Consider the following 26,536-nt stretch of genomic DNA (forward strand, 5'->3'; position numbering starts at 1 on the left):
GTGTCTTCTGTTGGCAGGCGAAACGATCGATCGAGTTCTTTCCGCTACCTAGGGCATTTTCTATGACCGAAATGCCCTATTTGTGCTGGGCTTTTTTATACACTAGCACTGGGGTGAATAGTTACATCATAGGGTTAGTCGTTAGTATTTTATTATTAGTCATAAAAAGTACCGCAAAGGATTTTTTGAAAACATATTCTCTCGATTGGATTATTGATGTGCTACTTTTTCTCATATTTATCGTAATTGTAATACAATATATCCAAAAGAAGAGAAAAAACTAGAAATAAAGGATGCCCACATGAGGCATCCTTCATCTATTACTTCTTCAAGTTGTAGAACGTTTTTACTCCATCGTATACCGCTGTTTCACCTAATTGATCTTCGATGCGAAGCAATTGGTTGTATTTTGCAACGCGGTCTGTACGTGAAGGTGCACCTGTTTTATCCATTTTTCATTCAAGATACGGAATGTGCCATCTCCGCTTCGTTCATGTTGGAAGGGAGAAGAAGCTTCCTGCACGCGCTTATATTCCCTTTCCGTCGAGGAATGGTCTCTCTAAAACAACTCCAACTGCTCCGTTTCGCCGAGCCGTTCGAGCGATTTCGGGGCGTGGTCTTGGAAGTAGGCATGATGGATCCATTTTTCCTGCGTCATGATTTGTTTGTTCGGGTCGGACGACGGGCGCAGGCGGCAGCTGTAAATGATCGGGAAATAATCGCGGAGAAACTTCCCTTCCGCATGCGCCGTCAACGCGATAATTTGAAAGCCGAGCTGTTCGGCGATAAAGAACACCGGATTTAAGACGTGGTCGCTTGACGCTTTTCCGAATGGGTTGTCCAAAATGACGGTGCGATGGCGCTTCATCGTCGGTTGGAGGCGCTGTTTTTTCTCGGCGACGTAATTGAGGATGCCTAAAAAGAGCGTCATGTTTTTGCTCCATTTTTCGCCTCCGGACCAGACGTTGCTTTGCTCCCACGAGTACGAGCGCGTCGTCACTTTGTTGTCGTTCGTCACTTTGCGGCAGTTCACTTTCATGCCTTCGTTGTTCATGACGACTTGGAGAAGTTGCTTCGATTGCAGCCACATTTCGATTTCCTTCCGCACTTTCGCTTCATCTTGCTGGCCGTGTTCGTTTAAAAAGCGCTCAGACTCAAGCTGCTGCAACATCCATTCAATATGGTTGCGGATGCGCGCTTTTCCGACTTCTTCTTCCCACTCCGGAATGGTAAACGTGAAAATGCGCTTCCATTCGTCCCCGACTTTGACTCTCGTCTTGTTCGGAATTTGCCTCAATTCTTCGACCAATGTGCGCAAATGCGTGTGGATATGGTTGATAAAAGCCTGCAGCTCGGCGTCTTTTTGCCGGATATGTTCATTCGCGTAGTTCGTCGCGCTTTCGACGCTTTTCATCATATGTTTCTTAAAGCTGATAATGTCTTCGTACGTTTCTTTATGCTCAATGCCGCTAATCGCCATTTGCTGCATTTTCATATCTTGAATCGACGTGCGGCAAAACTCCCGAAACGACCGTTTGGCGCGCTCGACGCGCTCTTTTGCCGCTTCGGCTGCTTGTTTTCCCACCTTTAAGCTTTCCGTGACCCCTTCGATGAAGCCGCGGCGGTCGTATGAAAATGCCATCGCTTCTTCCGCGCTCAACGATAAGGCGGCGATCGTCGGCGCGTTGAAATGATGCACCTCTTTCGCTACTTCCAGCTGACGCGCCGCCTCCTCGATGCTTTTCATCTCTTTGTCAAGGCGCTCGCGTTCTTGTTCGAGAAACGCTTTCCGCTTTGCGAGCGCTTCTTGTTCCGCTTCCAACTGCGCGGCGATGTCGTCAAGCGGCGCAGCGAACGGCCACCGCGCCTCGTCCGGGAATTTTTCGCGAAACTGCTGCTCTTTCGTTTGCACGACACCGCTTTGCCGCTCTTTGCGTTTTAAAGCCTCTTGCGTCCTTTGTTTCAGGTGCTTTAACGTTTCTTGAGCCGATGCGATTTGTTCCTCCAGCCGTTCGATCCGCTGTGCGCCGTCGCTTGAAAACGTCCTCGTTTCGTCAAGGTCGGGACGCTTCTGTTTCAGCTTGTTGATTTCGTTTGTCAGCCTGTCAATCTCGTTTTGTCGAAACTCCCGCTTCGTTTGCCACTCGCTGTACGTCGTTTCAATCCCTTGAATTCGCAGCTTCCATTGGTCAATTTTCGCGCGAATGACCTCTTCGCTCTCCCGTGAGTAAATCGGCGCAAGAGAGCGGAGCGACCGATAGTCGTAGTTTTGTTCAACGGCGCGGCGCTGGGCTTCTAACGACCGAAGGCGCTCTTTCAATTCTGTTTTTTGGGCGCGCGCCTCTTCAAGCCGGGAGCCGAGACGGGCGATATCTTTGGCAAGCGCCGTTAGTTGCTCATCGAGCGCTTGCGCTTGTTTCCGCGCTTCTTGCACTTCTTTTTTATATTGCATATACTGACCGGCATCCTTGATTTTGTCGCGCCATCCGCGCCATTCTTCCTCGTATTGGCCGATGAGCGATCCGGCGCGCTCGAGATGGGCGCGGCATTCATCGATGCGGGCGTTTTCTTTGTCGATCGCAAGCGTCAATTGTTCAATGCTGCGCAACCGTTCGGCGTGCTCAGCGCGGAGCGATTCGACCGCTTCGTACGGGTGGGTCGCCAAAAACGCACGCCATGCTTGTTGCGCGTCTTGCCAAAGCCTCAGCTCCGCTTCTTTCTCTTGACGGCGCTGCGTCATGTCGCGGGCGCTTTCGCGGATGCGTTCTTTCCAAGCGCCAAACAAGGCCGGATCGCTCGCTTCCTCCCAATAGCGCGGTGCGATCCATTCATACGGCATGCCCGCCTCTTCCACGCGCGCCGCCTCATCCGTCGACAGCACGACGATCGGCAGCTGCAAGCGGTCGTTCATTTGCCGCACTTTTTGCACGAGCCGCTCTTTTGCCTTCGCCGTCGTAATGAGCGCCGCCGGCCAGAGCGGAAACGCCTGCTTGTTCGCGCGGTCGTCCTCTGTAAGCGACTGCAAATATTCGACACCGGTCGCGACGAAATCAAATTGGTTTTTCCATGAAGCAAGCTGCTCTGCTAAAAACGGGTCGGCGAAAAAGACGTCTTGCCCGCCGTATGCATCGTGAAGCCGCGACACGATCCGTTCTTGCACTAATAGCGCTTCTCGCTCTTTCATTCTTTTTTCGATTTCTTCCTGAAGCCTCATCCGGATCGTCTCTTCTTGGATGTAGACGCTATCCAGCGAGGCCCATTGCGGACGAAGCGAGGCGAGCGTCTGAATGAGCGCTTGCTCTTCGTTCTCAAACGTTTCGAGCCGCTGCGCCAGCGCCTCGCTCGCCGCCTGCTGCTTCGCCCATTGCTTTTGAAGCGCCTCTTTGTTCGCTTCCGCCTCCCGTTCCGTTTGCTTGGATTGCTTCATCTCTTGGCGCAAGCGGACGATTTCTTCGTCCAACCATTGTTCGCGCTCGATCCATTTTCCCATTTCTTCCTCGACCGACTGCTGCGACGGATTCGCCAACAGGCGCTGCTTTATAGACTTCATGTCTTTTTCTCTTGCATCGATGATGCTTTGAATGCCAGCCCGCTTCTCGCGCGCCTCTTGCGCCGTCCGTTTGAGGGTTTCGATGTCTTTCGTCCATTGTTCGATTTGCGTTTGAATCGGATTCAGTTCATAGCGCACGCTTCGCTCCTCTTGGCCGATTTCCTCAAGCTGCTCCATAAAATAACCAAGAAGCGCGCGGCGCGCCATTTCCAATTCTTCTTCACAACGAGCGAGCCTCTCGTCGTCTTTCCGCTTCGCCATCTCCGCTTCAATATAGGCAAGCGCTTCTTCATGCCGTTTTCGCGCTTCTTTGTATCCGGCAAGCCGCAGCGAATCATAGTCGCGCTCAAGGCGCCAAAGTTCTTCCTCCTTTTCTTTCTCTTGCGCTAACGCCCATTCATATTCGCGTTCCAGCTCACGCAAACGCGCTTCTTCCACTAACACGTCATACGTCGCTCGCTTTTGGCGGTGCGCCGCTTCCGTTTGCCTCCATTCTTCCCATTGGGCGGCGTTGTTGTTCAGCTCGTTTTCGCCCGCTTGCTTTTGCTGGAGCGTCTCCAGCCATACCCCTTTGGCCCGTTGCTTCGCTTTCGTATACGCGAGTTCTTGATGGTGGAACTCCTCATACGTCTCAACGTATCGCTCGAGTTCTTGCTGGATCAGCTTGTTTTCTTCAATCGTCTCCTTCAATTTCTTATAATGTTTGAAACTGGTAAACTGTTTTTCAAACATGTCGGCAAACAGTTTCGCGTCATGGCCGACGATCGCGCTCTCGACAATCGGAATGAGCAGGCGGTCAAACAACTGGTTCGTGCTTTTGCATTCGTCGAAAAACGCTTCGACGCCCCCTTCCGTGCTGTTGATTTTCACGACGCTTTCCCATTCGCTCTCAATAATATGGTACTGCTCTTCAAGAAACGCCTTGTATTCTTTAATGGTCGCAAACGTGCGAGCGAACATCGATTTCGCTTTCATATCATGATAGTAATCTTGCATTTCGCCCCGTTCCGCCGGCCGCTTCCCGCCTTTTCCTTCGCGCACAAACGGGATGCCTTCAATGCCGTGCGGGTCGTTCGCGTTGTATTCGTAAACGTAGCGGAGCGAGTCGAGTCCGTTGTTCGTCATAAACAGCGACACGGCCGTTACGACGTACCGGCGCGGTTTGTCGTTCAACAGCCATTCAATTGCAATATGCGCCGGCGCGTTTTCGAGTTGAAGCGTCTGTTTGATTTTTCGGTCCGCTAAATCAACGTGCGGCAAGATCGCTTGCAGCACCGTCTGGATCAACACCGTTTTGCCGCCGCCGTTTTCCAGCAAAATCGCCCCGTTATGTCCGTCAAATCGGAACATTTCATCGTTGTACCGCTTGCGGCCTTCTTCATACACGACGTTCGTCAGCCGAATTTTACTGATCGCTGGCATCGTCCCTCTCCCTCTCCAATCCGTAAATAAACTCGAAAATCCCGCGGTTGTACTCGACTTCCATGAAAAAGCGCTGGATGATCGTTTTCGCTTTTTCTGTCAAAGCGACTTCACAGTTGCCGATGTCGACCACAAGCTCTTGGTCGATTAAAAAGCGCCGTGCCGCATCGAGGAAGCTGAGGCGGCTAATCGTTGCGCCGCTTTGCCGTTTCGCCGTCTCTTTAACATCGTCCATCGCCTCCCATTTTTCAATGATGAGGCTCCAGTTGTATGAAAACTCTTGCTCAAATTGTTTCAATTCGTCCGGATCGTGCCGCTTCAATTGGTCGATGCGCCCTTGCACAAGGCGCACCCATTCGTCCATCGCCAAAAAGTTCCGCGTCGGCTCTGGGCTTTGATACGTGTCGTAAAAGCTGCCGAACAACACGAGAACGGCAAAATAAAGCAAATACAAATCGCCGTTGGTGGCGCCGGCGCGAAGATAATGGCGCTTGATCCAATCGTTGCTTACATGAAACGGCGACAGTTTCGTGCGCGGCACGAGAAACAACCGTTCGCTCGTCAACACGATGACGCAGTCGACTTCGCGACTGAACGCATCCAACAGCGCGCGGATTTCATCATCGCTCTTATAAAGCTGCACCGCCTGCGCGCCTGCCGCTCCTTGCCGCGCAAGTGCCGTATACAATTGAAACGCCTGCATGACTTTTTGTTCTGGATAGTTTCTCATCGTTCCCTCACCATTATGATCATGTCTTGAATCGAAAACCGCTCGCATTGACGGATGATGCGATCCGCTTCTTGCACCTCGAGCACGCGCCCGCCAAGCAAAGCAAGCGCCTCCCCGAGAAGCGCGCTTCCTTCTTCCCCTTCCATGCCTTGCTCGACAGGAGAGCGCTGGTGCATCAAGATCCAAAAATCGTAAAACGAGCGCTGTTCATACAAATGCGACTGTCCGATGTCGTCCAAATAATCGAAAAACGCGGCCAGCGTGCCCGCGCGCTCCTGCTCGTACGCCTTTAAAAACAGTTGCATCAACTCTCTATATTTCGCTATGAGCCATGCGCGATACCGATCGCCCCCTTCGGCCTCTTCCGCTTCTAAAAAACGCGGCCCCATCTTTTCTTTGCGCTCTTCGGTAATGTTTTGCTCGGCGAAAATCGCCATCGGCGACCAAACCTTGTTTTCTTCCACCTTTAAAAATGGATGAAGCACCCCTTTCATCGCCTCAAGCGGGAGCGGAGCCGAAACGATGCGCGACACGATGTCTTGGTCGAAATTAAACGAATGGAGCCCAGTATAATAAAGCGATTCCTGCGCCGTCACAAGCGTCGTATTTTTTAACGAAAGCGCCTTATCCAAGAGCGCCGAATGCGCGTAATGCACCGATTCTAACTCTCTGGCAATTTTGAGCACAAGCTCATACGTCTTCCCCTCTTTTTGGTGAACATCCCGAGCATATAGGCGTTCTCTCGTGTCGTTCACGAATTCGCGCAGCTCCTTAAACTCCTCGTCCTCACGCGCAAGCCGGCTGTAAATGTCGTCCAAAAGCTGCTTATACCGCTCAAATGTTTCTTCGGAAATAATGCTTCGCTGAATTTCATGCTTCAGCCGCGTCATGCGATCTTCGAGCGTTTCAACGTCGATGCGCATTTCGTTGATTTGTTTCAACGCCGCGGCGAACTCCCCTTTTTCCAGCTGCTTGCGCAACATGAGCTGGTTGATCGACAACTGAAACTCGCTGTAAAACTCTTTCGTGGCAAACACAAGCTCCAACCCGTCTTCATCGAGCGTGTAATATTGCGTGTTCGTTTTCGCATCAAAACCGTGCGCTTTTAAAAGTGAATATTCGATCGCGCTCTCTTCGCGCCGTTCCCAATCGTAAAACGGATAGCTCCGCTTTTTTCCCGATGTCGGGCGGAACGTTTGAATAATCGTCCGCGCCAAATGTTCGCACGCTTCGTCATCCAATGCGTACACGTTTTCCGTCAATTGTTTTAAAAACGCCGCGAGCTGCTTAACTCCTGTTTTATACTGCCGCATCAGCTTTTGTTCGAAGAAAAAGAGAAGCGTCAACAGCCCGAGCCCTTTCATGTCAATCGGCTGCCCGCCGAGGTCGGCAGAGCGCATTCGTTCAAGGTCCAAAAGCGGGCTAAAAAGCGCCAGCCGCCTCATGCGCTCGCGATAGCCGTCTGTGACCCCTGCCAATTCTAGCTTGTCCACTGCCATTCCCTCCAAATGTGCTGCAATTCCCGCGTTTTAAGCGTCTCTTGCGGATAATACAGGCCGGAGGCGAGCAGCTCGCAAAGCCGCTCTCGCTCATCGGGCGCAAAATAGGAAAGAAACGAAGCAAGCGCCTCCGTCCGCTCTATTTGATACTCTTTGCCGCGCGCCGGTTCTTTTTGCAAGCATGCCCGATAAAACGGAAGTGCGGGCAAAGCCGGCTTCTTTTGAAACAGCGAATGCCAAATCGCCACGCCTTCGCGGTCGATGTCCCCGAAATAATAAAAGCGATGGTCGGCTTTCACCGGATATTGCAGCGAGAATTGAGCGATGCTGCTGATGACGGTTTTTCCTTCCCCGTAAATGAGCGTCGAAAACACGGTATCCAAAAGCGCGGGCAACAGCGCTTGGTACGTCGTTTTATTTTCGACAATGAGATGAAGCTGCACCGCTTGCGCCATGTTCCCTGGATGGACGGCGAACATGAGCGGATCGGAAACGGGGATGATGTGGAGGCGATCGAAAAGGCCGATGCGCTCAAGCACCTCCCTCCCGCCGCCTTCCGTAATCCATTTCTCATCGCCGACCAGCTCCATGCTCCGCTCCGGCGCGGCCACGGCCTCGTGAGGAAGCGAATGCGTGTTCAAATAGTCGTCGATTTGCACAATAAACGGTTTATCCCGCTCCCAAACAGACGGGTCTTTGCCGTAATACGCATCGAGCTGAATCGCCGGATGAAGCCGATTTTGCCAGCGCTGCAGCTCACGGTGATAGTTTTCCATCAAGCGATGTTTATGAATTCGATATTGAAACGCAAGCGACGGCGTCCGCGTCGTCCGCCCTTTTGCCTTCACCATCTCAAGCGTCCCGTCCACCTCGAGCCGGAGCACGATTTCGGCAAACGCTTCGTACGTGCGCGCAAAAGGCTTTATGAGCTTCTCAAGCTCCACAAGCGAAATCGTCCGCTTCGGAAACACCGCCAGCCGCTTTTCGACTTGTTCCAACATCGCGTCACCCCCACAAACTGGATTCTTTTTTTTATTATACAAGAAAAGAGAAAAGGCGTATATGAATGATTGGCGGCAAATTTAAGGGAAATTCATAAGATGAGGAAAGATGACAAAACGATATCAAGGACTTTTTGAATAGCGAGGGGGTGCGATTGTATGTTGTGGAGGGCAGTGCAATAGGATGGACGAACGCACAAAGCAAATCAATCTGCACGTTGACCAAATTCGAAAAAATGAAAAAGTATGAGCCCAATTCCACACGGACTCATACCGAAACCTGTCTAAAATTCCTTTGCTAGCTTTTTTGGTGTCACAATCCGCGATCCCTTCGAAAAGCGGGATAACCATTGAAAATGCAAGTTGTTTCATACTTTTTTACCGAAGTTTATCGAGAAGATTATAATAGTAATAGGTCTTTGAGCGAATTTTTCCATCGGAGAAAATCATTCTCTCTTCCTCTAATCGATTTAAATATCTCCGTACCGTTCCTTCCGGCAAACCGGTTAAGCTCGATAACGTCTTGGCCGTAAATATTGGTCTCTGGAACATGACATTTACGATATGTAGAACATTGCTGCTATTGATGATCGTGCTGGCCCTTGCCAACTCATTTTCATACAACTCGTTGACCTCTTCAATTAAACGGATATTTTTCTTAGCCTGAATATGGATGCATTCTAAAAAGAATTTAATCCATTGCGTCCAATCCCCTTTATAACGGGTATCATTTAAATAACGATAGTATTTATGTTTATCCCTTTCTAAAACATCACTAATAAAGAAATTTGGGTAGTCAATGACACCTTTATTATATAAGTAAAGAGGGATCAAAATCCTTCCTATTCGGCCATTCCCGTCAAGAAATGGATGGATCGTTTCAAATTGCGCATGAATAATCGCGACTCTTATCAGTTCGTTATAGCGATCTTGAGGATCATTGATATACTTTTCCAAATTAGACATATATTCATCAACATATTGCGGTTCAGGAGGGATGTAGGTGGCAGTCTCCATCGTACATCCTTCAGGCCCAAGAAAATTTTGTATTTTTCTAAACTCTCCTGGTGCGCGACTAGATCCCCTTACATCATTCGACAACAATATTTTGTGCATGAGTTTAAAAAGACGAGTAGAAATCGGAATGTTTTTGAGCGCATCCATGCCCTTCATTAACGCCTCATAATAATTCAATGCCTCTTGGATATCTTTATTGGCTTTTTTAGTTTGAGCGTCCGCTTCCATTACTTCATCTAACGTGACGTGAGTTCCCTCAATTTTTGTAGATTGAACGGCTTCTTTCAGCATGACCGGCCTTAACAAAAATTGCGGATTTAACTTCGAATTTTTTAACATTGTTTGATATTCCACCATGCTTTTATTTGCTTCGATTAGCTCATTAAGAAATTCCATTTGGTTTACGATTTCTTCCTTCAATGGTAGCATGAAAGGAACAAATGGTTTTAATCTCACATTTTATCCCCCCTTTACAATCATTTTTTTCATATATTGTTCGTTATTAACGAAATACATCCTTTTTACAATCATTTATTTCGTTTTTTAGATTTAATTATACAACTTTATGACTTGTTTGTTAAGAAAAAAATTCCTGTTGGTCATAGGAATCGATGAAAAACGGATGTGCCAGAGCGGCTGGCTTCCACCCGAAAGCGAGCGGGCTAAGAACGGGAAGCGTTATGATAGCGATGCGAATAAGAATGGATAACCGAGAAGCCGCCCCGTCCAAAACAAAGAAAACAGCAAAGTTTACAATCGTGGTATGAGTAAAATGTTTGTGGGAGAAAAAAAAGACAGGCTCCTGATTTGGTATAATAAGGAACCTGTCGGATATGTAAGCAAAATAGATGAAAAACGGGCTCTCCTCCTGATAAGGTAGTAAGTGCAAAAAATACAACCAGAGAAAGGAGTGGAGCCCATGCAGGATTATATCACAAACGACTTGACATTAAAAGAGATCGAACAGTCTTGGTTGAGTCAAGACTTTGTGGGAGATTTTTTTCTCGACCGATTTTTTAGTTATATATGGTTTGATAAACTTATTCTATATAAGCGCTTTTATTTATTCTCATCCTGTAGGTATGTGCGTTTCTCTTATTTTTAAAACATACTCCGCTGATTAGGTTATTGATGTGCTACTTTTTCTCATATTGATCGTAATTGTACTACAATATATCCAAAACTAGAAATAAAGGATGCCCACATGAGGCATCCTTCATCATATTACTTCTTCAAGTTGTAGAACGTTTTTACTCCATCGTATACCGCTGTTTCACCTAATTGATCTTCGATGCGAAGCAATTGGTTGTATTTTGCAACGCGGTCTGTACGTGAAGGTGCACCTGTTTTAATTTGACCAGCGTTTGTTGCTACTGCGATGTCGGCGATTGTGCTATCTTCTGTTTCACCAGAACGGTGAGAAATAACCGCTGTGTAACCTGCGCGTTTCGCCATTTCAATCGCTTCAAATGTTTCTGTTAATGTACCGATTTGGTTTACTTTAATTAAGATCGAGTTGCCAACACCTTGCTCAATACCTTGTGCTAATTTTTTCGTATTTGTTACGAATAAGTCGTCACCGACGAGTTGCACTTTTTTGCCAAGGCGTTCTGTTAATAACTTATGACCAGCCCAGTCGTTCTCATCTAAGCCGTCTTCGATCGAAATGATCGGATATTTGTTGACAAGCTCTTCATACCAAGCAACCATTTCTTCTGACGTTTTCACAACGCCTTCTCCTTCTAAATGGTATTTGCCTGTCTCTTTATTGTAAAGCTCAGAAGAAGCAACGTCCATCGCAAGCATCACTTCCGTACCTGGTTTGTAGCCTGCTTTTTCAATCGCTTCGATAATTGTTTCAAGCGCTTCTTCGTTTGATTTTAAGTTTGGAGCGAATCCACCTTCATCACCAACAGCTGTATTGTAGCCTTTTGCTTTTAATACAGATTTTAAGCTATGGAAAATTTCCGCACCCATACGAAGCGCTTCGCGGAAGTTTGGTGCGCCAACTGGCATGATCATGAATTCTTGAATATCTACGTTGTTATCTGCATGAGCACCGCCGTTTAAAATGTTCATCATTGGCACTGGCAACGTTTTTGCGTTAAAGCCACCTAAATATTGATATAAAGGAATGCCTAAGTAGTCAGCAGCTGCGCGCGCAACAGCCATTGATACACCAAGAATGGCGTTTGCTCCTAATTTCCCTTTGTTTTCTGTACCGTCTAAAGCGATTAATGCACGATCGATCGCTACTTGTTCTGTTACATCGTAGCTGCCGATTAACGCCGGCGCGATCACTTCATTTACGTTTTTCACCGCTTGTAATACACCTTTGCCAAGATAGCGCTCTTTGTCGCCATCGCGCAATTCTACTGCCTCATATTCACCTGTTGATGCGCCGCTTGGCACAAGCGCGCGTCCAAACGCACCAGATTCTGTGTATACTTCTACTTCTACTGTCGGATTGCCGCGAGAATCTAATACTTCGCGAGCATAAATATCGATAATTGTTGGCATTGTTCATCTCTCCTTTAGTTTATTTTTGAATTAATGTTTTTCCTGTCATTTCTTTCGGTTGTTGCAAGCCGAGTAAATCAAGCATCGTTGGCGCTAAGTCGCCTAAAATGCCGTCTTGACGAAGCGTGATGCCTTTTTTCGTCACGATGACAGGCACCGGATTTGTCGTGTGCGCTGTATTCGGACTGCCGTCTGGATTGACGACTTCATCTGCATTTCCGTGATCCGCAGTAATGATTGCAATGCCACCTTTAGCAATAATCGCATCAACGACTTTTCCTAAACATTCATCGACTGCTTCAACCGCTCGAATCGTTGGCTCTAATTTTCCAGAATGACCAACCATGTCAGGATTTGCATAGTTTAAAATAATCGCATCAAATTTGTCTGCTTCAATTTCTTTTAATAGCGCCTCTGTTACTTCGTATGCGCTCATTTCTGGTTTTAAGTCGTATGTTGCCACTTTTGGCGAGTCAATTAAAATGCGCTCTTCACCTGGGAACTTTTCTTCGCGTCCGCCGCTCATAAAAAATGTGACGTGCGGATATTTTTCCGTTTCAGCAATGCGCAGCTGTTTTAACCCGTTTTGCGATAATACTTCGCCGAGCGTATTGTCAAGGTTCGTTGGCTTAAACGCCACGTACCCTTTTACTGTTTCGCTAAAATGCGTTAAGCATACGAAAAATAAGTTTTTCGGATGTTTCGGTCCACGATCGAACGAGCGGAAATCGTCATTCGTAAACGTATTCGAAATTTGAATCGCACGATCTGGACGGAAGTTGTAGAAAATAACCGCATCTTCATCTTGAATCGTCGCAACTGGCGTTCCATCTTCACGTACGATAACAGACGGTAATACGAATTCGTCGTAAATGCCGTTTGCATATGAGTCATCGACGCACGCAAGCGCATCGCGATATGCTGGACCTTCTCCATACACCATCGCACGATACGCTTTCTCAACGCGTTCCCAACGCTTATCGCGATCCATGGAGTAATAACGGCCAGATATCGTGGCGATTTCACCAACCCCGATTTGTTCGATTTGCTCATTTAGCTGTTGAATGTACGTTTTCGCCGTTTGCGGACCGACATCACGCCCATCTAAAAAGCCGTGAATATAAACGTTTTTTACTCCCTCTTTTGCGGCGAGTTTCAACAAAGCGAATAAATGGTTAATGTGGCTATGCACACCACCGTCAGAAAGAAGACCGAAAATGTGTAAATTCGTTCCATGTTTTTTCACGTGATCCATCGCCGCTAAAAACGTTTCATTGCGCTCAAACTCACCTTCGCGAATAGCGATATTGACGCGCGTTAAACTTTGATACACAATGCGTCCAGCCCCGATATTTAAATGGCCGACTTCTGAGTTCCCCATTTGTCCTTCCGGTAAGCCTACTGCTTCGCCGCAAGCTGTCAATGTCGCATGCGGATATTCGTTCCAATACCGATTGAAGTTTGGCTTTTTCGCTTGTGCAACTGCGTTACCGAACGTTTCTTCACGAAGAGCAAAGCCGTCTAAAATAATTAGTGCTACTGGTTTTTTGCTCATTTTCCTGCCTCCACGAGTTGTAAAAACGATTGTGGTTGTAAGCTTGCACCGCCAACGAGGGCACCGTCAATGTGCTCCTCTGCTAAAAATGCAGCGATATTTTCCGGCTTTACGCTGCCGCCATATTGAATGCGTACAGCATCCGCCGCAGCTTGCGAAATTTGATTCGCGATTACTTGACGAATGTAGCCGCATACGTTGTTCGCATCGTCAGCTGTGGACGATTTTCCTGTTCCAATCGCCCAAATCGGCTCATAGGCGATAACGACTTGCTTCACTTGTTCTTCCGTTAAGCCTTCAAACGCTTTTTTCACTTGTGCACTAACCACTTCATTTGTACGGTTGCTTTCGCGTTCTTCTAACGTCTCTCCGCAGCAAACAATCGGTACGAGCCCATGTTTAAACGCAGCAAGTACTTTTTTATTCACTGTTTCATCAGTTTCCGCAAACATCTCACGGCGCTCGGAATGTCCGATGATGACATACTCGACGCCGAGATCTTTCAACGCCACGGGACTAATTTCGCCTGTGAACGCGCCTTGATCTTCAAAATGCATATTTTGCGCACCAATTTTCACGTTCGTTCCTTTTGTCGCTTCCACTAAATGCGCTAAAAAGAGCGCTGGCGCACATACAACTGTATCGACTTGTTCGTTGGAAGGAACAGCATGTTTCACTTCTTCAACGAATTGGAGCGCTTCGTTTAACGTCTTATGCATTTTCCAGTTGCCTGCAATAATCGGCTTTCGCATCGCTTTAATCCCCTTTCTTACTTATCGTTTAATGCGACGACACCTGGAAGTTGTTTTCCTTCCATAAATTCAAGCGACGCACCGCCACCTGTAGAAATGTGATCCATTTTGTCTGCAAGTCCGAACTTTTCAACCGCTGCTGCCGAGTCGCCCCCACCGATGACCGTATATGTACCTTCTGCATCAGCAAGCGCTTGAGCAACTGCTTTTGTCCCTTCCGCAAACGCATCCATTTCGAATACGCCCATTGGACCATTCCAAATGACGAGTTTTGATTTTAAAATGACGTCGCGATACAATTCACGTGTTTTCGGACCGATGTCAAGCCCTTCCCAGTCGCTCGGAATTTCATCGATGTTCACTACTTTTTTGTTCGCATCGTTTGAGAAATCGTCAGCTACAACTGCATCAACAGGCATGTAGAAGTTCACGCCTTTTTCTTTTGCTTTTTCCATGAACGATTTCGCTAACTCGATTTTATCTTCCTCTAACAGTGATTTTCCGATTTCATGACCGAGCGCTTTCACAAATGTGTACGCTAATCCGCCACCGATAATTAAATTATCAACTTTGTCTAATAAGTTTTCGATCACGCCAATTTTATCTTTTACTTTCGCCCCACCAATGATTGCCGTAAACGGACGATCTGGATTAGATAGCGCCTTTCCTAACACTTCAATTTCTTTTTCCATTAAAAATCCAGCTACCGCAGGCAAATGGTGAGCAATGCCTTCTGTCGATGCATGGGCGCGATGTGCTGCACCAAACGCGTCGTTTACATATACATCTGCCAGTTCCGCAAATGCTTTCGCTAACTCTGGATCGTTTTTCTCTTCACCTGGATAGAAGCGTACGTTTTCAAGCAACAAAACATCGCCTTCGTTCATTTCGGCAATTGCAGCTTTCACCGCATCGCCATATGCTTCGTCCGTTTTGACAACACGTTTGCCGAGCAGTTCGCTTAAACGTTCCGCAACAGCAGTAAGGCGCATTTCTTCAACAACTTTTCCTTTTGGACGGCCAAGATGGCTCGCCAAAATCACTTTTGCCCCTTGCTCCATTAAATATTGAATCGTTGGGAGCGCAGCGCGAATGCGCGTATCGTCGGTGACGACACCGTTTTGCATAGGCACGTTGAAATCGACGCGGCAAAATACGCGTTTTCCTTTCACATCGATGTCACGAACTGTTTTTTTGTTCATGGAAAGGCCTCCTTATTCGTGTGATACATAGAAAGGGAGTGGGGATGAACCCCGCTCCCCTTCTCGGTATTTCCAACTATTTATTATAAACCGTTTTGGGCAAACAATCCAAAAAATTATAAACCTTTTGATGCGATGTATGCAGCAAGGTCAACGACGCGGTGAGAGTATCCTGTTTCGTTGTCGTACCAAGAAAGAACTTTCACCATGCGACCTTCCATAACCATTGTTGAAAGCGCATCGATTGTTGAAGAAGCTGTTGAGCCGTTGTAGTCGCGAGAAACAAGCGGCTCTTCGCTGTAAGCAAGAATGCCTTTTAATTCTCCTTCTGCCGCTGCTTTTAACGCTGCGTTCACTTCTTCTACTGTCACTTCTTTTTCAAGTTCAGCAACGAGGTCAACGACAGATACGTTAGGTGTTGGTACGCGCATCGCCATACCGTTTAACTTACCTTTTAATTCAGGAAGAACGAGCGCTACCGCTTTTGCAGCACCAGTTGATGTTGGAATGATCGATTCAGCTGCTGCACGCGCACGACGCAAGTCTTTATGCGGTAAGTCAAGAATTTGTTGGTCGTTCGTATATGCGTGTACTGTTGTCATCATACCGCGAATGATGCCGAATTTCTCATGTAATACTTTCGCAAATGGCGCTAAGCAGTTTGTTGTACAAGATGCGTTTGAAATGACATGATGGTTTGCTGGGTCATATTTATCTTGGTTTACACCCATAACGATCGTAATGTCTTCATTTGTCGCTGGTGCAGAAATGATTACTTTTTTCGCACCTGCTTCTAAATGTTTTGCTGCGTCTTCGCGTTTTGTGAAACGTCCTGTTGATTCAACAACGATGTCGACACCAAGATCGCCCCATCCTAAGTTTGCTGGGTCGCGCTCTGCTTTGACGATAATTTCTTTTCCATCTACAACGATGTTGTTGCCGTTGACAGACACTTCTGCATCTAATGTGCCATGAACAGAGTCATATTTTAAAAGATGTGCTAACGTTTTTGCATCTGTTAAGTCGTTAACTGCAACGACTTCAATTTCAGGATTTTTTAATGCTGCGCGGAATACGTTACGGCCGATACGACCAAAACCGTTAATACCAATTTTTACTGCCATGTTTTTTTCCTCCTTTGAAATTGTAGGAATGTATTTTAGAGGGATGAATCATCCCGTACTAACTGTTTTGCTGCACCTTCGTCTGTAATTAAGATGCACCGATTGGCCTGCTTTATATACGCCCGAATGGCTTTCGCTTTCGAAGCCCCACCCGCGACTGCGATGACGCAAGGGACGTGGCGCACATCTTCAAGTTGAATGCCAACTGTGTTCACTTTATGAACAACTTCTCCATGTTGATTAAAGTAATAACCAAACGCCTCCGCCACCGCTTCGTTTTGCTCAATTTTTTTCATGTCCTCCGGCGGTGTTTTTCTCCGTTCCGCCATCGTTTTCGCATCGCCAATACCATGAATGACGATCGTCGATGATTTGATTAAGTCGAGCACTTCTTTAATGGCGGGTTCTTCAATGATCGAGTGATACGTTTCAGCACTTAATTGATCAGGTACGTGCAATAAACGATAGTGACCCATCGCTTTTTCAGCCATGCGCGCACAAATCGTATTCGCTTGGTTCGTCACATCTTCTCCGAGCCCACCGCGCGCTGGAACGAATAGCACATCCCGATATTTCATATCTGGTGTCATCATTTCAGCAACTGCAGCAAGGGTTGTTCCACCAGTGACCGCAACAATGGCATTCCCTGTGAGTGAATGTTTTATGCGCGAGACACAAGCTCTTCCCATCTCTCTTTTCACCCAAGGCGATTGATCGCTGTCACCTGCAACGACAATGACATCTGCAACAGGAAGCCGTTGTTTTATTTTTCTTTCCAACTCTTTTAGCCCTAACACTTCTCGCATCATATCTTCCAATTGCATGAGCACATCATGTCCATCGGACGTAATACTCATGCCTGCAGCTGTAATATCAAGCAAATTTTGCTCCTTTAAAAACTGCACTTCCGAGCGCAAAACACGTTCGCTAATCCCAAGATTTAATGCGAGCGTTCGGCGCCCGATCGGTTGCATTAACCGAATATGCTGCAAAATTTCATATCGTTTTTGCATAATAGCGAGAAGATCAGGCAACAATTTTCGTTGAACATCAATCCATTGGCGCATGCCTTACTCTTCCTTTTTGCTCACTTTTTTCTCTATCTGGACGTTTAAAGTCCCACTATGACATATTGTGTCCCACTAGGTGTAAAAAAATTCACCCCCTGCTACAATTCCATTGTAACAGGAAGTGAAATGTTGTTCAACTGCTTCGTTGTTGTTGTAATCGCTTTCTTATGACATCTTTGTGAATGCGGCCGTATGCGATGATTTCTCCGTCGATTTCGATGACAGGAATTATAAGATGATACTGTTCGAACCATCGTTCGTCTTTGTAAATATCGATTTCTTCAAATTTAACTCGCAGCTCATGAAGAATAGCTTTTGCTTCATCGCAAAGGCAGCAGTTTTCTTTCGAATAGACAACGACTTTCATGCTTCATCTCCTTTATGCATATTGCTTTCGTTTTGAAGCTGGTGGAATATGAAGTTGCTCGCGATATTTAGCAACTGTCCGTCTTGCCACGCAAATATTGTAGCGCTCCTCGAGTAAATCAGCAATTTTTTGATCAGAAAGCGGTTTCTGTCCATTTTCATTTTTAATTAACTCTGCAATGAAATGTTTCACCTTCTCTTGCGCTACCTGCTCATCAACACCGCTTGTAAAAAGGCGACGCATGTCAATTAACCCATGAGGAGTTTGCATATATTTATGTTTTACTGCGCGGCTCACAGTAGACTCATGAATGTGTAGCTCTTTCGCAATATCGCGCATCGTTAACGGCTTTATATAAAGAGGACCCTTTTCGAAATAATCACGCTGCTTATCAAGCAATTGCCATGCAATTTGTTCAATCGTTGTTGAGCGTTGGGCTAAACAACGTTGTATCCATTGAAATTGTTGCCGCTTTTCTTCAATATATGTTTGGACGGATGGATCATCGGTATGCACTTTTCGTTCATACGCTTCATTCCACACGACTGTTGGAGTCATCTCATCGTTTATTGTTACTGTCCATACACCATGATCATACGAAACGATCACATCGGGTACGATGTACGTTAATTGGCCATCATTGTATAAACTTCCCGGACGCGGATGCAAAGTGCGAATGAGTTCCCACACACGTTGCAAGTCTGCTAACTCGACACGAAGCATCGTTTTTATTTCTTTCCATTTCTTATTGACAAACGGTTCGAAATGCTGCATAACGATCGTTTCTGCTAATTCATCTCTTTGTGGCAAGCGAATGAGTTGCAAGTATAAACAATGCGGTAAATTTTCTGCCCCTACTCCAGCAGGTTCGAGTGAACGTAAAAGATGAAGTGCTTCACACACAATCGTTTCTTCCAATTGAAGATGGCGAGCCGCTTCTGCAACCGTTGTATGCAAATAACCCGATTCATCGAGCGACGCAATTAAATAATCAAGCGCTTTTTTTTGCTCGTGACATAACCGCATGCCGACGAGTTGGGCGTGCAAATGGGAAGCGAGCGAACGATTAAAAACGCTTACATTTTCAATGTAGCGCATGCTGTCTGTGCGCTCATTTCGCTTTCGTTCCTTTAGCTCAATAAATGGATTTTCAAGCGCCTGTTCATGTAAAAGCGATTGAAGCTCTAACGTTGAATATTGTAAAAGTTCGATCGCCTGCACAAGCTCTTTCGTCAGCGCAATTTTCAGCTCTTGCTTTTGCGTTAATTGCATCTCCATCCATGCCATCTCCCTTCATCCTCATTTTATCATCTCTGCAAGGGAGAGACGATAAAAACATATTGGATGTTTTTTCTACTATGCATATGCATCGAAGGCATGTTATCATGCTTATAGAACGAGCGAGCAAGCCTCGCAAAATTCGCATGTTCGTCCGGTGCGGCCCACCGGACTTTATTTTTTATACAAACAAAAAACCCCTGCTCGCATAGCAAGCAGGGTGTCGCTAACGCCCTCGGCAGGATAATAACCATATACCTAAAAGTATTGATATTTCAATATTTGAGCCACACGTTCTTTTGTATCGTGCAAAATTTGTGCAAAATTATTTTCGGTTGCTATCCCGTGCAAAAAAGGCGGAGCGATCCGCCTTCTTTTCTTCTTCCATTGTTTTCAAACACCGACCTATACTTCCTCCAACTGAACCTGCTTACAAATAATTTTTAGCAATGGCTCTTTATAATCAAAGGTATAGATATGAAAATGATGAAATACGCTTGAATTTGCTTCTACATTTTCGAAGCGAATAATAGTGAACAAGCTATCAAAATGGATATCATCCCTTGACATTTCTAGTATCTCTTTTTTTAGTTTGTACTCCACAGCCAGGCAATCCTTAAAATGCAACGCTAATATTCTGTTTTCTTCCCTATTCTCCTGTGTATCCCAATAATAGTCGATCATTATAGATAAATCTAACGGATTGTTCCATTTCATATCCGTTATAATACTATCCGTGAAATCAAAATGATCTTTGATTTCACTATAATTGTTGGCGACGATCATTTTATCCACCTACTTTCCAAATTGAACTACCGCTAGGCTAAAGCCATAGCGGATTCCTACGAACACCGAAAGTTTTTTCAGTTATTTAGCAGGCGATCCCCACAGTTCCTGCGGCTAGGGCTTACATCCCCTAGCCTAAAGGCATAGGGGTTTTACGCCCAACCCGAATCAAATTCGAGCTAAGAAGCTATTCTGCATCATACGGTCGGTATTTCTTGCGCAATGCCTCAAGTTCTTTTTTCCTTTCTTCGATATCCTGGCGTAAAAACAAACTATCGCCACGTAGTTTTTTTATCGGATTTAACTTACCAGAAGAGATCATCTGACTAACTCTCTGACGTGTAACACCAAGAATTTCAACTACCTCAGAAGTCGTGAGGACTTCGTTTTTAATGAAGTCCTCGAGTTCTTTTCGTGATGTAAAGTGATATTTCATATTAAGCACCTCATTTGCGGATATAGCTAATCAATCGATCGACTAGTGTCCAGCCCCATAACGCAATAGCCACTAATAACGCTATATCCAAAACACCTAAATTGCTAAAATCTGTAGTGGCAAAGAAGCTGATAGCAATAATTGCGATCAATACATTGAGAATGACCTTTGACATTTATTTTGGGAGATGTTATTTTTTATTTAGAAGCCCTTCCCGAAGGTCGGGCTTCCTTGGCGATTATTTGCGACGCTTCTTTCTGGGACGTCGCTTTTTATTTTTTCTCCTATCGTCGAGGTAAATCTTGAATGCTAGCGTTGCCGCCGCTATACTCATGATTTTCTCGACGATATCGAGTATTTTCATCATCTCCCTTTGTTCACCTCCTTTCTGATTTCATTATACACTATCTATTTACAATTGTAAATAGATAAAACAAAAAAATTGCTTGTATAGGAATTTTTTAAGTATAGGTAAAAACCCCTGCCGAGTAGCAGGGGAATCATACAATAATCGTCGGGTATCCTTTTTTCTGCAAATCTTCTGCCAGTCGTTCCGCATTCTTTCGGTCGCGAAATGCTCCGACTTGCACATGGTACAGTTTTTCGTCAGACGGTTTTTGTTGCGATTGTACTTTTGGTTTTTCTCTCAACCCCAAAAACTTCGCCACTCCGCGCGCATGAGCTTCACCCACCGCCTTGAGGAACGCTTCGTTTTGCAAATGCTTCGCATCGTTCGAGTCGATGAACAGGTTTTCCGTGAGTACGGCCGGCATCTTCGTTTCGCGGAGCACGGCATAGTTGGCTCGTTTTTTGCCTCGGTCTGTAATATTTCCAAATTGACGCATAGTAGTTAAAATTTCATTATGCAGGACGTTTTGCAATGCAACAGTTCGGGATGATACACCGCCGTTATACACGTACGTTTCAAAGCCCGTTCCCTTGCCAGCATTGATATGCACACTAATAAATACGTCTGCTCCCCAATCATTAGCCATTTTCGCACGCTGGCTTAATGTTAGTGTTTGATCTCCTGTGCGTGTCGTTCGTTGTTCAAAGCCTGTGTAATTCTCTTCGAGGTAAGACATTGCATATTCCACGATTTTATGCGTCAACTGTTTTTCCTGCAATCCATTTGCAACCGCACCAGGATCGTTGCCGCCGTGTCCTTTATCCCATATAATTTTCATTTCTTCTCTGCCTCCTTACTTTTCCCTTTCAATACTTCAACAGCCTGGGTCAACCGATCTGGCACGGGAACCCCCATACGCCCAGCGTTTTCAAAAATACTCAACAATTCATTGGCCATATAAAAAACGATAGTCGCATCTCGGAACATGTTTTTCGTTCCAAGCGCGCTATCGACCAAATGGGCGAGTGCCACCATGACAAAAATCATAACTTTTTTAATAATACCTTTGAATCCAATTTTGCTTGATAAAGTTTTCTCCGTGTAACCAGCCGCTAAACCACTCACATAATCAATGACAACCATCCAAAATAAGGCGAGTAACAGTCCTGTTGACTCTCCAAATAAATACCCAACCACAGCCCCAACCGCAGCCGCGCCGGTTTTGTAGATCACGTCCAATCGCTCCATTTGTTTCACCTCATTATTTTATAGATAAATCGGATTATAAGAAGGCAAAATAAAATCATACGTAACTTTCATAGTATTCATACTCGTTTTTGTAACCGCTGACGGTAGCAAAGTGCGCGCGGCTAATCCGGCATTTGTCTGTTTCCATAATAGATCGTTATAGTTTGACTGCCATATTTCCCCGTTATTGTAGCTTATACAATGGTCATCGTCAGGCGAATTGTAGCTACCAAAATAGCATAATAATTCCATGTTTCTGTTTCTTACTTGTAAAGCGCTATCGTATCCATCGGCCACTATAAATGCGTCGAATTCCGGCATATAAGCAATGTCCATTATTTCGGTCCCCGTTTGTTGAAAGCCTTGTTTAACGGTTCCGTCTTGGCCCACTCTATATACAGACGTGTCGCCTGTTACCCAAAAATCCACGCCATCGAAAGTAATACCGGTTAAGCGTGACGGTGTTCCGCTGTTTGGCGTGATCGTTGCCAATGTTGCCCCATTTTGCGGGTCTACTTTTCTAATTTTTCCGTCGTTATAACTTACAGACCATAAAAAGCCCATCGCATAAACAAAACCAAAAATTTGATCGTATGCTAGGTTAAATTGCCGTTTTGGTTGTGTTGATCCGCCTTGAAAAGTCGCCTTGTCATATACGCGGACCGTTGGGGCAAAGGATTCTTTAATATAAATTTCTGTGTCTGTAACCGCTAGGGCGCGCGCTTTTAACTCGGTGCCGCCCGAAAAAGATTTAACATTGAAATGCGGCCACGTTACAAAGTTACCGACCGACGCCGCTACCCATGCCAAACTCTGAAAAGTTCCGCTTGCGGCATGTGTAGGAAAGTCAAAGACATAATGTAACTGTTCCGCGTTCGCGAAACTTTCTGCTAGGTTTATTGTCCCACGTTTTGTATCGCTGCCCGAATATGTCGAGCGGGTAGCATATCCAATAAGTTTCCCTAGTGCTACGCGTTCATTTTGCGGGTCTTCCGGCTTGTTGTAATCCAATAAAACAAACGTTTGAAACGGGAAAGGTAACAACGTGCTAAACCCGGCTAATGCCCCTTGTAGGTATCCTTCATGGTAAATAAAAGATTTTCGCATTAATTGATCCCAATATTGATAAACATATTTAGAAATAAAGTTTTCGCTTGTAATTTCTTCGATCTTTTTTCCTGTTAAATCGTCGAATAGTTCCAATTTGACAAAGCCACGGACCGGCGCGGCTTTTTTTGTATATGGTAGTTCAATGCGTTCGCCGGTCAAAAAATTTTCTTTTGTTTTAACGCCCTTTATTAAATCCATGTTCAAACCTCCTTTTATGCGAATGTAATATTTGCGGTTGTTGTAACTGTTAGCGGCTCTTTTAATGTAACTGTTTCCGCTTTGGTTTCTTTTGTATCCTCTACCATTTGCGCGCTGCCGATCATAGAAACAGCTAACGGCGCCGGTAACGTGATATTTTCCGCCGTTTGTGGTCTTGGTACATCTTCCGCAACGCCGCCCAATAGGTTACGCGCGAAAATATAAAGCTGCATGTCATTAGCGGTTATGCTAATTGTGCCGGTATCTGTGAAGACTTGGACACTAAACATCTTATTGCCGCTTGGCATTTGCGCCAACACAAACGGCGCGCTTATCGTGTTATAGCCGGCGTTTACTTTTTGGCGGATCGTCGGCCCGACTTGGACCCCATCTGTATAAAATTTTATCGTAACTGTTAATGCTGTGCTTGCATTGCAAATAAGCATTAGGCCAATTTGTGCGTTTGTACTTCTAAAACTCGACACCGCTAAATTTATCGGGTACTGCGGCGTTGTTCCGATCGTTGCCGCTGTGTCGTTTGACGCAAAAAGCATATCGGCTTGTGCGTCTGCTATATCGCTGCTAATGCTGCCGCTAGAAACGTCGCCTAATCCCGGCTCTAAAAATCCTAATTCTACTTCGTTTCTCCACGGTTCTTGCGGGTAGACTTTCATGCGTAAAATCCGCGTTGTAACGTCTAAATTTAGGTCCTCGTTATATATCCGTACATCATCGCCTAAATAAAACCGGTCTTCTTCTAGGCCGGTGATCGCGGATAAATCTAATACCGTAACTTGATAGCTAATCCGCGGAAAAGCTAACTCTTTCAGTAGGTCCTCCGCATATCGTTTAAGGTTGCCCGCTAACATAAACCGATCATCTTCTAAAATGTACTCTTTGCGGTACTTTTTCCGGGCTTCCTCTAGGCTTACGCCTTGTGAAATATACCATTCATAGTTTTCTATATAGTCTTTTCCGCCGTTTACTTCCGCGATTGTAAGGCCGTTTTTACCATACGGGTATATTACTGTCGCTTGTGGTGGTGTAACGGTCCGTTTTACGCTTTTTAAATTTTTTCGGTATCTAAAGCCGGCTCCGCGGTTGCTGCCGATCCGCTTAACTAGATTGATAACGCGGTTCATGCTGTCCCATTGTATTTCTAGGCCGACGATTTTAGCGGCTTGTCTAACGAGCCATAACGCCGTTTTGCGGCTTTCCTTCATGCTAATTAATTCCGTTTCATAATCCGGTTCGATGATCCCGACTTTCCAACCGGTACCGGCCAAAATTTTTTCTAATGCGTCGCGTGGTGTTTCGGCGTTTATTTCAAACGTCGGAAAAACTTTGTTTATCAATTCGATATAACACAATTCCGCTGTTACCGAAAAAGGAAAATCTCCACTTTCTTCCATACCGTCGTTTATTTCTGTCACAATATAGCGGCGGTTCTTGTAAATTAGTTCCGCGTCGTACTGAATTAATTTAGTTTTTGGATCGGTAAAAGGCATTTCAAAATATAAAATTGATTTATCATTTAAGAAATCATCGGTATAAATGTTTTTTGCGTTCTCTAAATATGCTGCAAGGTTGCCGTGTAAGTCGTAAACGCGGATAATATCGCGGTTAATATTTGACGGGCGGCCTAAAATTTTAAAGCCCTTCGCGTCCTCCCATATTGAAACGCCTATACGTTTTAAAATTGGCGTTACCGTGTCGTTGGTCGTTTGCAGCGTTACGCGGATAATTAACGAATCAAAATTTTTGATCGTATCAGGTAGCGGCTGCCCGTTTTGAACCGTGTACCATTCTAGGTCGTCGGTGGATACTTCGACGATAACCGCCGTTCCCGCCGGTGTTTCGCAATCAAAATTTACGCGGCTATCCGTCACATTTTTTACAACGTCGTTAGTAATAACCGCGGTCCATGTCCCGGAAACTTCATATTTCGTTACCGTGTTATCAATACCGCTGATAGAAAGGTTATCTATATATGCTTGATCGTCGTATCTGCTCGCGCTTCCGTCTTTGCTATACTGCCATTTAAATGTATATGTCCCCGGCGTTAAATCCTTTGCAAAGTGTTTAAAGGTTGAATTGTCACCGCTGTCTTTAAATTGTTCCACGCCGTTAATATAAAACCGCAAATAATCATATCCTCTTTCACTACTGACTAAATAGTCAAATTCAATACGCCCGCCCTGCGGCAAATTAACCGTTATTTCCGTCGCACTTGTTTGGCTGTCCCCTATGTCTTTATTGGTATATGAATATTGCCCGGACGCCTTCCGCGCGGTTGTTCGCTGCCAATCGCCCGTAAAGTTAAAAACGCGCTCCGCCGTTTCAAAATCGTCTACTAACGTACCAATCCCGCCCACTTGATAGCTTTCAAGCGTGAGACTGTTTTGACTTAGAACAAGATTGCTCATTGTCCCTTGTTTCCATTGTTGCCCTTCAAATATCCTATTCAGTTCAGACAAAATCACGTGAAATATCCCCCCTTTCCCTAAAAAATATAAAAAAAGGGCGTATACATACGCTCCTTTATGTTGCACTGATCACTGTTACCCTGATTTTATCCGTCGTATTTTGAGCACAAAAATATAGTTCTTTACCGTATTCTAAACGGAGTTGCTGTCCAGGTGCCAAAGGAATTCCTTTCGTGCTGTCGATACCATTTTCGCCAATGTAAACAGAAGCTGTGTTTGTTGCATCGGCGGTGATGATATATTCTACAATCCGTCCTTGTACAGACGACAAGGATATAATCAACTCGCTTGTATTAGCGCTCTCCGCCGACTTAACTACTGATTTCATGTTCGTTGGCGACACTTTCGCTATTTGTAACACAGACGGTTGCGCAATACTCACATTGACCGGCGTTGCACTATCTACGCGGACAGTCGGATTATTCGCGATGTCTACGGACCCGATTTTATTAGTTCCTGCCGGTAGCGCTGTGGTGATCGCCGCTTTAATCGCGTCGTTTTGCAGCGTGCTCGGTAGCTTCGCGATTAACGCTTTCAGCAACCCAATGACTGTTTGTGCTGTAGCTGGATCGGTTGTCGAGCCCAGCGCCTCGATATCCCCATTCAACGCCTTCATGAACATGTGCCACTTGGCGCCATCATAATACGACGAGGTCAGTTTATTGTCTAAATCGGTATTCAATCTCCCGTTTTGCTGTGGCATGCGTTATCCTCCCTCTAAAAATGTTGATATATCAAGGTTTCTTGGCATCTTAGGGGTGCCAAAAAAATATTTTTCGACAAAACTCATCACATACTTTTTCATTTTTGTTTATATCTAACAACCCATAGGTACG

General features: G+C 45.5%; 20 protein-coding genes and 1 pseudogene. All 21 read right to left on the reverse strand.

The features are described 5' to 3' along the window. Window positions 1-320 precede the first annotated feature (320 nt). A pseudogene (locus K1I44_RS13030) lies at window positions 321-446 on the reverse strand (hypothetical protein); the annotation flags it as partial. Between the two features lie 113 nt (window positions 447-559). Further along, window positions 560-4,972: a coiled-coil domain-containing protein gene (locus K1I44_RS13035; protein WP_219986389.1), complete on the reverse strand. Its 4,413-nt coding sequence runs from the start codon at window positions 4,970-4,972 to the stop codon at window positions 560-562. After that, complete coding sequence (locus tag K1I44_RS13040) at window positions 4,956-5,702, reverse strand: DUF6063 family protein (protein ID WP_219986390.1); 747 nt, start codon at window positions 5,700-5,702, stop codon at window positions 4,956-4,958. Before K1I44_RS13040 ends, K1I44_RS13035 begins: the two co-directional genes overlap by 17 nt. Continuing rightward, the gene (locus K1I44_RS13045) at window positions 5,699-7,201 is read right to left on the reverse strand and encodes a replicative DNA helicase (protein ID WP_255573427.1); all 1,503 of its coding nucleotides are present in this window, start codon (window positions 7,199-7,201) and stop codon (window positions 5,699-5,701) included. Before K1I44_RS13045 ends, K1I44_RS13040 begins: the two co-directional genes overlap by 4 nt. Next, window positions 7,183-8,202 carry a Wadjet anti-phage system protein JetD domain-containing protein gene (locus K1I44_RS13050; protein WP_219986392.1) on the reverse strand — a complete coding sequence of 340 codons (1,020 nt, stop codon included), beginning with the start codon at window positions 8,200-8,202 and terminating at the stop codon, window positions 7,183-7,185. Before K1I44_RS13050 ends, K1I44_RS13045 begins: the two co-directional genes overlap by 19 nt. A gap of 378 nt (window positions 8,203-8,580) precedes the next feature. Then, a complete protein-coding gene (locus K1I44_RS13055) occupies window positions 8,581-9,675 on the reverse strand; it encodes a Fic family protein (RefSeq protein ID WP_219986393.1) in 1,095 nt (364 codons plus the stop codon). Window positions 9,676-10,443: 768 nt separating this feature from the next. Continuing rightward, window positions 10,444-11,739: a phosphopyruvate hydratase gene (gene eno / locus K1I44_RS13060; protein ID WP_003397290.1), complete on the reverse strand. Its 1,296-nt coding sequence runs from the start codon at window positions 11,737-11,739 to the stop codon at window positions 10,444-10,446. Window positions 11,740-11,758: 19 nt separating this feature from the next. Next, on the reverse strand, window positions 11,759-13,294 hold the full coding sequence (gene gpmI / locus K1I44_RS13065; protein ID WP_219986394.1) for a 2,3-bisphosphoglycerate-independent phosphoglycerate mutase: 1,536 nt from the start codon (window positions 13,292-13,294) through the stop codon (window positions 11,759-11,761). Continuing rightward, window positions 13,291-14,046 carry a triose-phosphate isomerase gene (tpiA, locus tag K1I44_RS13070; RefSeq protein WP_219986395.1) on the reverse strand — a complete coding sequence of 252 codons (756 nt, stop codon included), beginning with the start codon at window positions 14,044-14,046 and terminating at the stop codon, window positions 13,291-13,293. Before tpiA ends, gpmI begins: the two co-directional genes overlap by 4 nt. A 17-nt stretch (window positions 14,047-14,063) precedes the next feature. Next, window positions 14,064-15,248 (reverse strand): phosphoglycerate kinase, encoded by a 1,185-nt coding sequence (locus K1I44_RS13075; RefSeq protein WP_219986396.1) that lies wholly within the window; start codon window positions 15,246-15,248, stop codon window positions 14,064-14,066. Between the two features lie 116 nt (window positions 15,249-15,364). Beyond that, complete coding sequence (gene gap, locus K1I44_RS13080; RefSeq protein WP_219986397.1) at window positions 15,365-16,372, reverse strand: type I glyceraldehyde-3-phosphate dehydrogenase; 1,008 nt, start codon at window positions 16,370-16,372, stop codon at window positions 15,365-15,367. A 35-nt stretch (window positions 16,373-16,407) separates the two neighbouring features. Continuing rightward, complete coding sequence (locus tag K1I44_RS13085; protein WP_219986398.1) at window positions 16,408-17,439, reverse strand: sugar-binding transcriptional regulator; 1,032 nt, start codon at window positions 17,437-17,439, stop codon at window positions 16,408-16,410. A gap of 136 nt (window positions 17,440-17,575) precedes the next feature. Beyond that, window positions 17,576-17,809 (reverse strand): glutaredoxin family protein, encoded by a 234-nt coding sequence (locus tag K1I44_RS13090; RefSeq protein ID WP_219986399.1) that lies wholly within the window; start codon window positions 17,807-17,809, stop codon window positions 17,576-17,578. A 12-nt stretch (window positions 17,810-17,821) separates the two neighbouring features. Then, on the reverse strand, window positions 17,822-19,087 hold the full coding sequence (gene rpoN, locus K1I44_RS13095) for an RNA polymerase factor sigma-54 (protein WP_219986406.1): 1,266 nt from the start codon (window positions 19,085-19,087) through the stop codon (window positions 17,822-17,824). A gap of 405 nt (window positions 19,088-19,492) precedes the next feature. Then, window positions 19,493-19,873 (reverse strand): hypothetical protein, encoded by a 381-nt coding sequence (locus K1I44_RS13100; RefSeq protein WP_052585063.1) that lies wholly within the window; start codon window positions 19,871-19,873, stop codon window positions 19,493-19,495. Between the two features lie 187 nt (window positions 19,874-20,060). After that, complete coding sequence (locus K1I44_RS13105) at window positions 20,061-20,309, reverse strand: helix-turn-helix domain-containing protein (protein ID WP_219986400.1); 249 nt, start codon at window positions 20,307-20,309, stop codon at window positions 20,061-20,063. A gap of 500 nt (window positions 20,310-20,809) precedes the next feature. Next, on the reverse strand, window positions 20,810-21,496 hold the full coding sequence (locus K1I44_RS13110; protein WP_219986401.1) for an N-acetylmuramoyl-L-alanine amidase: 687 nt from the start codon (window positions 21,494-21,496) through the stop codon (window positions 20,810-20,812). Beyond that, window positions 21,493-21,906, reverse strand: a complete 414-nt coding sequence (locus K1I44_RS13115) for a phage holin family protein (protein ID WP_219986402.1) — start codon at window positions 21,904-21,906, stop codon at window positions 21,493-21,495. The genes K1I44_RS13110 and K1I44_RS13115 overlap by 4 nt, the downstream gene beginning before the upstream one ends. An 18-nt stretch (window positions 21,907-21,924) precedes the next feature. After that, window positions 21,925-23,214 carry a YncE family protein gene (locus K1I44_RS13120; RefSeq protein ID WP_219986403.1) on the reverse strand — a complete coding sequence of 430 codons (1,290 nt, stop codon included), beginning with the start codon at window positions 23,212-23,214 and terminating at the stop codon, window positions 21,925-21,927. 14 nt (window positions 23,215-23,228) lie between these two features. Beyond that, complete coding sequence (locus K1I44_RS13125) at window positions 23,229-25,697, reverse strand: phage tail spike protein (protein WP_219986404.1); 2,469 nt, start codon at window positions 25,695-25,697, stop codon at window positions 23,229-23,231. Between the two features lie 58 nt (window positions 25,698-25,755). Then, window positions 25,756-26,403: a hypothetical protein gene (locus K1I44_RS13130; protein WP_219986405.1), complete on the reverse strand. Its 648-nt coding sequence runs from the start codon at window positions 26,401-26,403 to the stop codon at window positions 25,756-25,758. Window positions 26,404-26,536 lie beyond the last annotated feature (133 nt).

Source organism: Anoxybacillus sp. ST4 (assembly GCF_019448545.1).
GTDB classification, from domain to species: Bacteria; Bacillota; Bacilli; order Bacillales; family Anoxybacillaceae; genus Anoxybacillus; species Anoxybacillus pushchinoensis.

Coding starts and splice junctions, on each gene's coding strand:
- gpmI (WP_219986394.1), bottom strand. CDS start 13,294: ATGAGCAAAAAACCAGTAGCACTAATTATTTTAGACGGCTTTGCTCTT.
- eno (WP_003397290.1), bottom strand. CDS start 11,739: ATGCCAACAATTATCGATATTTATGCTCGCGAAGTATTAGATTCTCGC.
- K1I44_RS13105 (WP_219986400.1), bottom strand. CDS start 20,309: ATGAAATATCACTTTACATCACGAAAAGAACTCGAGGACTTCATTAAA.
- K1I44_RS13050 (WP_219986392.1), bottom strand. CDS start 8,202: ATGTTGGAACAAGTCGAAAAGCGGCTGGCGGTGTTTCCGAAGCGGACG.
- rpoN (WP_219986406.1), bottom strand. CDS start 19,087: ATGGAGATGCAATTAACGCAAAAGCAAGAGCTGAAAATTGCGCTGACG.
- K1I44_RS13040 (WP_219986390.1), bottom strand. CDS start 5,702: ATGAGAAACTATCCAGAACAAAAAGTCATGCAGGCGTTTCAATTGTAT.
- K1I44_RS13045 (WP_255573427.1), bottom strand. CDS start 7,201: ATGGCAGTGGACAAGCTAGAATTGGCAGGGGTCACAGACGGCTATCGC.
- K1I44_RS13090 (WP_219986399.1), bottom strand. CDS start 17,809: ATGAAAGTCGTTGTCTATTCGAAAGAAAACTGCTGCCTTTGCGATGAA.
- K1I44_RS13075 (WP_219986396.1), bottom strand. CDS start 15,248: ATGAACAAAAAAACAGTTCGTGACATCGATGTGAAAGGAAAACGCGTA.
- K1I44_RS13130 (WP_219986405.1), bottom strand. CDS start 26,403: ATGCCACAGCAAAACGGGAGATTGAATACCGATTTAGACAATAAACTG.
- K1I44_RS13035 (WP_219986389.1), bottom strand. CDS start 4,972: ATGCCAGCGATCAGTAAAATTCGGCTGACGAACGTCGTGTATGAAGAA.
- tpiA (WP_219986395.1), bottom strand. CDS start 14,046: ATGCGAAAGCCGATTATTGCAGGCAACTGGAAAATGCATAAGACGTTA.
- K1I44_RS13120 (WP_219986403.1), bottom strand. CDS start 23,214: ATGGATTTAATAAAGGGCGTTAAAACAAAAGAAAATTTTTTGACCGGC.
- K1I44_RS13115 (WP_219986402.1), bottom strand. CDS start 21,906: ATGGAGCGATTGGACGTGATCTACAAAACCGGCGCGGCTGCGGTTGGG.
- K1I44_RS13100 (WP_052585063.1), bottom strand. CDS start 19,873: ATGATCGTCGCCAACAATTATAGTGAAATCAAAGATCATTTTGATTTC.
- gap (WP_219986397.1), bottom strand. CDS start 16,372: ATGGCAGTAAAAATTGGTATTAACGGTTTTGGTCGTATCGGCCGTAAC.
- K1I44_RS13110 (WP_219986401.1), bottom strand. CDS start 21,496: ATGAAAATTATATGGGATAAAGGACACGGCGGCAACGATCCTGGTGCG.
- K1I44_RS13085 (WP_219986398.1), bottom strand. CDS start 17,439: ATGCGCCAATGGATTGATGTTCAACGAAAATTGTTGCCTGATCTTCTC.